This window comes from Mycobacterium angelicum (genome assembly GCF_002086155.1).
Lineage (GTDB): Bacteria > Actinomycetota > Actinomycetes > Mycobacteriales > Mycobacteriaceae > Mycobacterium > Mycobacterium angelicum.
On record NZ_MVHE01000118.1, the window covers coordinates 1 to 8,151 of the forward strand.

The window sequence follows — 8,151 nt, forward strand, 5'->3', positions numbered from 1 at the left end:
GAGGAACCGGCGGCACCGGCGGCGGAGGCGGGCTGGGTTTGTTCGGTAACCCGCAAAGCGGCGGCAGCTTCGGCGGCGATGCCGCCGCGGGAGGTATCGGCGGGAGCGGCGGTCAAGGCGGCGCCGGCGCTGCGGGCGGTCAAGGCGGCGCAGGTGGAACCGGTGGCTTCCCCGGCGGGGGCAGTGGTCAGGGCGACGGCGCCGGCGGCCAGGGCGGCATGGGCGGGACCGGCGGTATGGGCGGCACCGGCGCTACCGGCGGCAAAGGCGGAGCGGGCGGTGCCGGCTGGACCTATGACGACGGCAGCCATGCCAATGGCGGTGGAGGCGGCGCTGGCGGCGTAGGCGGCACCGGCGCGTTCGGGGCCGCAGGCACGGCCGGCGGCGCGGGGGGCAACGGCGGTCGCGGGGGCCTGCTGTTCGGGCTCGGCGGTGACGGCGGTGCCGGCGGCATCGGAGGCGGGGGCGGTTTTGGCGCCGCCGGCGGATCGGGTGGACCGGGTGGACTCGGCGGACTCAATGCAGCGGGCGGTGTCGGTGGCGACGGCGGCGTCGGGGGAACGGGTGGTGACGGAGGTGGCGGCGGCAACGGTGGCCACGCCGGAGCCGGCGGGTTGTTCGGTCACGCCGGCATCGCGGGTGTCGGCGGCGACGGTGGTGCCGGCGGGCTGGGCGGCGACGGCGGATCGGGTGGGGCCGGCGGTGCCGGTACCGGCCCGACGATCGCGGGCCAGCTGGGCCACGCCGGGGCAGACGGTGACCAGGGTGCGCGCGGCCAGGACGGCTAGTGGGGACTGAATGAAGGTCGACTTCCGCCTACTCGGCGATGTGGCGGCCCGAATCGACGGGCAGGCGCTCGACATCGGGCATGCCCGCCAGCGGTGCGTGCTCGTCGCGTTGCTGGTCGACGTGAACCATCGCATCCCGCTGGAGCAACTCGTTGACCGAGTGTGGTCGAATAATCCGCCATTCTCGGCCCGCAGCTCCTTGACCAGTTACGTGTCCCGGTTGCGCCGCTTGCTCGCTGATGTGCCGGGGGCGGCGATTTCGCGCGAGCCAAGCGGATATGTGCTTGCCACCGATCCGTCCTGGGTAGATCTGCACCGCTTCAAGGCCGCGGTCGCGAAGGCCAGAGCGACCGTGGAACCGACTGAATCCGCGGCATTGTTCGATCGCGCACTCGAACTCTGGCGGGGAGAGCCCTTCCCGTCCTTGGATACGCCGTGGTTCGTCGAAGTGCGCAACGCCCTCAAGGCCGAGCTGCTGTTGGCGCAATTGGACCGCAATGACGTGGCATTGCGGGCCGGTCGGCACGGCGAGTTGCTGGTGGAGCTGACTGCCGCGCATGCCGCCCACCCGCTCGATGAGCGCCTGGCCGGACAGCTGATGCTGGCGCAGTACCGCTGCGGCCAGCAGGCTGATGCGCTGCAGACCTACCGGCACACCCGACGGCGGCTTGTCGAAGATCTCGGCATCGACCCAGGCTCAGCCTTACAACGCGTACACCAGCAGATTCTCGCCGGCGAGATGGAGGAGGCGCTGGCCCTTCCGCCACCGGCGCGGCGTGCCACGCCGGCCCGCCAGCTTGCCGGCGGCGGGCCGGGTTCGGGCCTATTGCGGCGAGTGACTACCTTCGTCGGCCACGAGGAGGCTTCGGCGCGGATCGTGCATGCGATGCACGCGGGTCCGCTGGTGACGCTGGCCGGTGTCGGTGGCGTCGGCAAGACGCGGCTGGCGTGGGAAGTCGCGCTGTGCGAGCAGGAGCGTTTCAGCGGTGGAGCGTGGATTTGCGAATTGGGGCCGCTGGACAATTGTGACGCGGTGGGGCACACAGTTGCCGCTGCTCTGCGATTGCGGCACCAGCACGGCCTTGGCATCGAGGATTCGGTGATCGAGTATCTGCGTTCGCGTGAGGTCCTGCTCGTCCTCGACAACTGTGAGCATGTGCTGGACGCGGCGGCGACATTGGTCGGGCGGATCGTGCAGCACTGCCCCTCGGTATCGGTGTTGGCGACCAGCAGGCAGCCGTTGGGTATCGAGGGTGAGCGCCTGGTGGTGGTGCCGCCGTTGTCGGTGGACGACGCGGTGCAGTTGTTCGTCGACCGGGCCAAGGCCAGCCGGCCGGACTTCAGCCTGGACCGGCAATCCACCGGGGCGGTGGCCGAAATCTGCCAGCGGGTCGATTGCCTGCCGTTGGGCGTGGAACTCGCAGCGGCGCGGATGCGGGTGATGAGCGCGGCCGACGTGATCCGTCGTCTGGACCACATGCACGTCGTGCGTGGCGGAATGCGTGGGACGCTGCCCCGGCAGCAGAGTCTGGCCGCGGCGATCGACTGGTCGTATCGGCTACTCACCGAAGCAGAGCAAGACCTGTTCGCGCGGCTTTCGGTGTTCGCGGGCTCGTTTGACATCGAGGCCGCGCACTGCGTGTGCGGGGCCGACGCAGCCGAGGAAGACGACACCCTCGACCTGCTCGTCGGCCTGGTCGACAAGTCGATTGTGTATGTGCACAGCGTCAGCGACCGCACGCGGTACGGACTGTTGACCACGCTGCGTGCCTACGGCCGAGAGCGTTCGCGCGAGCAGGGAACCGAGAGTCGCGATGCGACGCGGCATGCGGTGTACTTCACCGGACTCGCTGAACGCGCCGGCGCCGCGATACATGGCGCGCAGGAGCGCGACTGGGTTGAGCGGATGCTGCCCGACTACGACAACCTGCGCGCGGCGTTCGAATGCGCGATGGCCGCTGGCGACGTCAATCTGGCGTTGCGGCTGGTTGCCTCGGCATCTGAGCTGGTCGCCCTGCGGATCGGCTACGAGGTGGTGGATTGGGCCGTGCGGGTGCTCGCTGTCGCTGACAGGGAGCACCCGCTGTACGCCGCGGTGGCGGGTAGCGCGGCGCGCGGTCGCTGGGTTCGTGGCGACTTTGCCGGCGCGCGACGGCTGGCAACCCTTGCCGAGGGGCATGTTCCACCACGGGGAACCGCGCGATTTGCCTACCCAGCCGATGTGCTGGCCGACGTGTCCCTCTTTGGCGGCGACGCACGGACGGTGCTCGAGTATTGGGACCGCGAGGCGGCACGTGCCCGACAAGAGGAGGATCCGGTCCGGCTGGTACACACCGTCTGCATACTCTCCACCTGTCGGGTCATGCTGGGCCAATGCGATAGCGCCGTGCCGGCTGCGCGCGACTCCGTGGAAGTCGCCGACCAGACGGCCAACCCGACGACTCAGTCGACGGCGTATTTTGCACTTGCCTTCGCGCTCAAGAAATCTCAGCCTCGGCGAGCGCTGAGACTGTTCACCGAGGCCGCGCGGCTGGCCGGTGAGGTGCAGAATTTCTGGTGGTACGGCATCGCCTTGATGGAGGCGGCGGCAACGCGTGCGGTGCACGACGAGCCCGCGGCCGCGGCGGGGCTGTTCGTCGAGGTCTTAGAGCATTGGGATCGGGTCGGAGACTGGTCCCAGCAGTGGCTGAGTTTGCGCTATGTCACCAGGCTGCTGGTCCGGCTCGGCGCCGACGAAGACGCCGCTTATCTGCACCATGCTTTGCAGAATGCGGGCAAGCCGTCGCCGTTGCACCCGGCCCATTCGAGCGCGCTTCGGGATCGGCTGGGCGCGGAGCGCTTCGATGCCTATGGCGCATCGCCGGCCGACGGCCACGACGCGGTCGCCCGTGCGCGGTCGGTTCTGCAGCTGTACGCCGAACATGCCGTGCCTCCGGCCCGGTGATCCCTCGAAGGTTGCTGATGCGGCACATATGCTTCGCACGACATGTGCGCCTTCGGCAGAAGGGGTGTCCGGAATGACGGTCGAGTTTCGGGTGCTCGGCGACGTCGAAGTGCGTGTTGATGGGCGGCCGCTGGATATCGGTCATGCGCGCCGGCAGTGTGTGCTGGTTGCGCTGCTGATCGATGTGAACCACGCGGTGTCGCCGGAGCAGTTGGTGGACCGGGTGTGGTCGGATCGGCCACCGCGGCGCGCGCGAAACTCGTTGGCGGGCTATGTGTCTCGGCTCCGAGCGCTGCTTGCCGATGCCGGGGGCGTGGCGATTTCGCGGGGGCCGGCCGGATATATGCTGGCCGCCGACGCGTTGTCGGTGGACTTGCATCGCTTCCGGGATTTGGTGGCTCGGGCGCGCTCCATCGCGGACCCGGTGCAGGCGGCGGCGTTGTTCGATCGCGCGCTCGGTATGTGGTCTGCCGAGCCGTTCATGTTCCTGGATACGCCGTGGGTCAACGAAGTTCGCAGCGGTGTACAAGCGGAACGGTTCGCGGTGGAATTAGACCGCAACGATGTCGCCCTGCGCGCCGGGCGACACGCCGACTTGCTGGTCGAGTTGCTTGCTGCGCAGGCTGCCCGCCCCTTGGACGAACGTTTGGCCGCGCAACTGATGCTGGCGGAATATCGCTGTGGCCGGCAGGCCGACGCGCTGGACACCTACCGACAGACGCGTTTGCGGCTGGTCGATGAACTCGGCGTCGAACCGGGTCAGTTACTGCGTGATGTACATCATCAGATCCTTACCGGAGGCGATTCTCAGCCGGACGCCGCACCGCTGACCGATTCGGCGCCGGCTCCCTCTGCTCCCGTCCACAAGATGCCTTCGGTTGCTTTGCGGCGGGCGACGAGCTTTGTCGGCCATGAAGATGATTTGACTCGGACCGTTGCCGCGCTGCGAGCTGGGCCGCTGGTGACGCTGACCGGGGTAGGTGGCGTCGGCAAGACGCGACTGGCCTGGGAGGTTGCCCGACGTGAGCAGGAACGCTTTGGCGAGGAGTTGTGGATCTGCGAGTTGGGGCCTGTCGAGCACGGTGACGCGGTAGGACACACGGTTGCCGCCGCGCTGGGGTTACGCCAACAGCGGGGTATGGGCATCGAAGAGTCGGTGATCGAGTACCTGCGGTCGCGGCAAACCTTGCTACTGGTCGACAACTGCGAGCATTTGCTGGAGACCGTGGCGGGGCTGGTTGAGCAAATCGTGCGGCACTGTCCCGGGGTGTCGGTGCTGGCGACCAGCAGACAACCTTTAGGTGTGGAGGGCGAGCGGATTGTCGTGCTGTCGCCCCTTTCAGTGCAGGATGCGACGCGGCTGTTCGCCGAGCGGGCTCAGGCCGGCCGGCCGGACTTCAATTTCGATGTGCAGCCCATCGATGCGGTGGCTGAGATTTGCCGGCGGGTTGATTGTCTGCCGTTGGGCGTGGAGTTGGCGGCCGCGCGGATGCGGGTGATGAGTGCCCCTGATGTGGTTCGTCGGCTGGACCGGTTGGGTTTTCTGCGGGGTGCGGTGCGCGGAGCGCCGGCCCGCCAGCAAAGCTTGGCCGCGACGATCGATTGGTCATATCGGCTGTTGGTCGAACCCGAGCAGGCGTTGTTCGCCCGGCTTTCGGTGTTCGCGGGTTCGTTCGACTTGGACGGTGCCCATGGTGTATGCGGGGCCGCGGGCGCGAATGAGGACGACACGCTCGAGTTGCTTCTCGGTCTAATCGATAAATCCATGGTGGTCGTGCGTACTGTCACCGACCGGACCCGTTACGCCCTCCTCGAGACACTGCGTAGCTACGGCCGAGAGCGCTTGCAGGAGCAGGGAATTGACAAGCAACTGGCTATGCGCCATGCCGTTTACTTCACCGAACTCGCCGAGCGGGCCACCACCGGACTTTTCGGTCCGGATGAACGCGAATGGGTCGAGCAGATGTTGCCCGAGTACGACAACATGCGCGCGGCGTTCGAGCACGCGCTGGACGGCGACGACCTCGATGTTGCGCTGAGATTGGTCACCGGTGTCGCAGAGTTCGCCGGCTTGCGGATTGGCTACGAAGTAGGTGGTTGGGCGGAGCGTGCGCTCGCCCTCGCGCACCCCGACCATCCGCTGTTCGCGGCCGCGGTGGGCACAGCGGCGCGGATTAGGTGGGCGAAGGGCGAATTCGAACTGGCGCGACATCTTGCGCTGCTCGCTGACGGGCGTGTTCCTGGGCGCGGGGCTGCGCGCTTTGCCTATCCCGCAGACGTGCTTGCCGACGTAGCGCTCTTTCAATCTGGGCCGGCCGGTGTGCTGTCGCATTGGGAGTATGAGGCAGTGCGTGCCCGCGGTTCCGATGACCTGATCCGACTGGCGCAGACCGTTTCTGAATTAGCGATTTGTCACGGCGTATTGGGCAATCGCGACGCGGCTCTGCCTGCCGCAATGGAAGCGGTGGAGACCGCGGACGCCATTGCCAACCCAACCGCGCAGTCGAACGCCTACTTCACACTTGGTTATCAGCTCAAAAGTGCTGACCCGGAACGGGCGCTGGAGCTGTTCGATGAGGCAGCCAGGCTTGCCCACGATGTGCAGAACTACTGGTGGTACGGAATCGCATTGATGGAGGCCGCCGCGACGCGTGTCGTTCATGGCGATCCCGCGCATGCGGCACGGATGTTCATCGAGGTGCTTGACCATTGGGACCGGTTTGGTGATCGGGCGCAGCAGTGGTTGAGTCTGCGCTACATCACCAGGTTGCTGGCGCGGCTCGGCGCCGACGACGACGCCGTATTCCTGCACTGCGCATTGCTGGAGTCGGGGAGAAAGTCGCCTCTGCGCGCCGCTCAGTTGGCGGCGCTGAAGGACCGGTTGGGCGCCGAGCGTTTCGAGGCATACTTCGTCTCGGTGACCGACCGTGCCGCAGCGGTCAGCCGAGCGAGGTCGAGTCTGCAGCGGTACGCCGAACGCGCGGCTACACCGGTCGTCTGATGCTTAGCCCGCGTCGCCGGGCGCACCGGCTCAGCCTCCTACTTGGAAGCCGAAGCTGGCCCGCAGCGCCGCTTGGATAGCGAGCTGGAGGTTGGTCAGCACGTCGCGGAGGTCGGCGGCGAGGGCGAGGCCGGCGCCGTTGAGCGACAGCAACAACGTGCCGCCGGTCTGGGTCAGTCCGCCGAGCGCGCCCTGAATGGTGGTCGCCAGGTTAGCGGCCGTCTGTCCGAACCCAGAGAGCCCGACACCGAAGCTCGCACCCGTGGAGCTGTCGATTACGGCGGCGATTTGAGTCGCGGCGTTCATCCAAATCCGTGCCAGCGAGTCACCGGTCTGGGCCAGGTTCATCAGACCTCCGCCTAGGTTGGTCACCAGGGCTTGACCGGTTTGGATCAGTCCGGATGCGCCACCGGTAAGGCCCGCCATCAATGCGTTGCCGGTTTGCACCAGCCCAGAGATTCCGGTCTGCAGGCTGCCCCCGAGGGCCGCGCTGAGCTGGGCAGCGAGGTTGGCGCTGAGACTTGCCGACAGGGCCGCGCCGAGGTTGCCGAGAGCCCCATTGAGGGCAGCGCTCAGGCCGGTGAGGCCGCCGCTCAACGCGCCGTTGAGCGCTGCGTTGAGTCCGGCCAGGCTGGCTCCGAAGTTGCCGCTGAGGGCGCCGCTCAGCGCGGGCAGCGCGGCGCTGAGGTTCGCCGTCAGGTTCTGGCTGGCGGTGATCAGCCCGGTCAGGACACCCTGCAATGTCGGCGCGCCGGACAAGGCGGCGGTGAACGCGGCGTTGAGGGCGGTGTTGAGGCTGGCCAGACCGGTGCCGAAGCCGCCGGTGAGCTGTGCGGCCAGAGTCGGCAAGGTGGCGCTGAAGTTGCCGGCCAGGCTCGCACCCGTCTGAATCAGCCCATTCAGGGCGCCTTGAAGAGTGGGCAGCCCGCCACTCAAGACGGCACTGAAGTTGCCGGCCAGGCTTTGTCCGGCAGTCAGTAATGCGTTCAGTGCGCCTTGTAGGGCGGGGGCGCCGGAGACTGCGGCGTTCAGGGCGCCGTTGAAGGCGGCATTGAGGCCTGCGAGGCTGGCTTGGAAGGCGGGCAGGCTGCCCGTCAGCGCGGCGCTGAGGGTGGCGTTGAAGGCCGCCGAGAGGGCGGGGAAGGTGGCCGAGAAGCTGGCCGATAGCGCGGGCAGGATGGCGCTGAATCCGGCGGCGAAGTTCTGACCTGCCGTGATCAAGGCGTTGAGGGCGCCTTGTAGGGCCGGGGCGCCCGACAGCGCGGCGCTCAACGCGGCGTTGAACGCTGCGCTGAGGCCGGACAGGCTGGCTTGGAAGGCGGGCAGGCTGCCCGAGAGTGCGGCGCTGAGGGTGGCGTTGAGGGCCGCCGAGAGGGCGGGGAAGGTGGCCGAGAAGCTGGCCGATAGCGCGGGGAAGA

At 67.8% G+C, this 8,151-nt stretch carries 3 protein-coding genes and 1 pseudogene; 3 read left to right on the forward strand and 1 reads right to left on the reverse strand.

Annotation, left to right across the window (positions count from 1 at the left end):
- From BST12_RS33870 to BST12_RS27980, 3 genes and pseudogenes are all read left to right on the forward strand, one after another.
- A pseudogene (locus tag BST12_RS33870) lies at positions 1 to 788 on the forward strand (hypothetical protein); the annotation flags it as partial.
- A 10-nt stretch (positions 789 to 798) separates the two neighbouring features.
- Positions 799 to 3,732: an AfsR/SARP family transcriptional regulator gene (locus BST12_RS27975; RefSeq protein ID WP_083116435.1), complete on the forward strand. Its 2,934-nt coding sequence runs from the start codon at positions 799 to 801 to the stop codon at positions 3,730 to 3,732.
- Positions 3,733 to 3,805: 73 nt separating this feature from the next.
- On the forward strand, positions 3,806 to 6,733 hold the full coding sequence (locus BST12_RS27980) for an AfsR/SARP family transcriptional regulator (protein ID WP_083116436.1): 2,928 nt from the start codon (positions 3,806 to 3,808) through the stop codon (positions 6,731 to 6,733).
- 30 nt (positions 6,734 to 6,763) lie between these two features.
- Here the strand turns inward: BST12_RS27980 and BST12_RS32375 are convergent.
- Positions 6,764 to 8,151, reverse strand: a 1,388-nt coding sequence (locus tag BST12_RS32375) for a hypothetical protein (RefSeq protein ID WP_083116437.1), incomplete at its 5' end; no start/stop codon positions are given.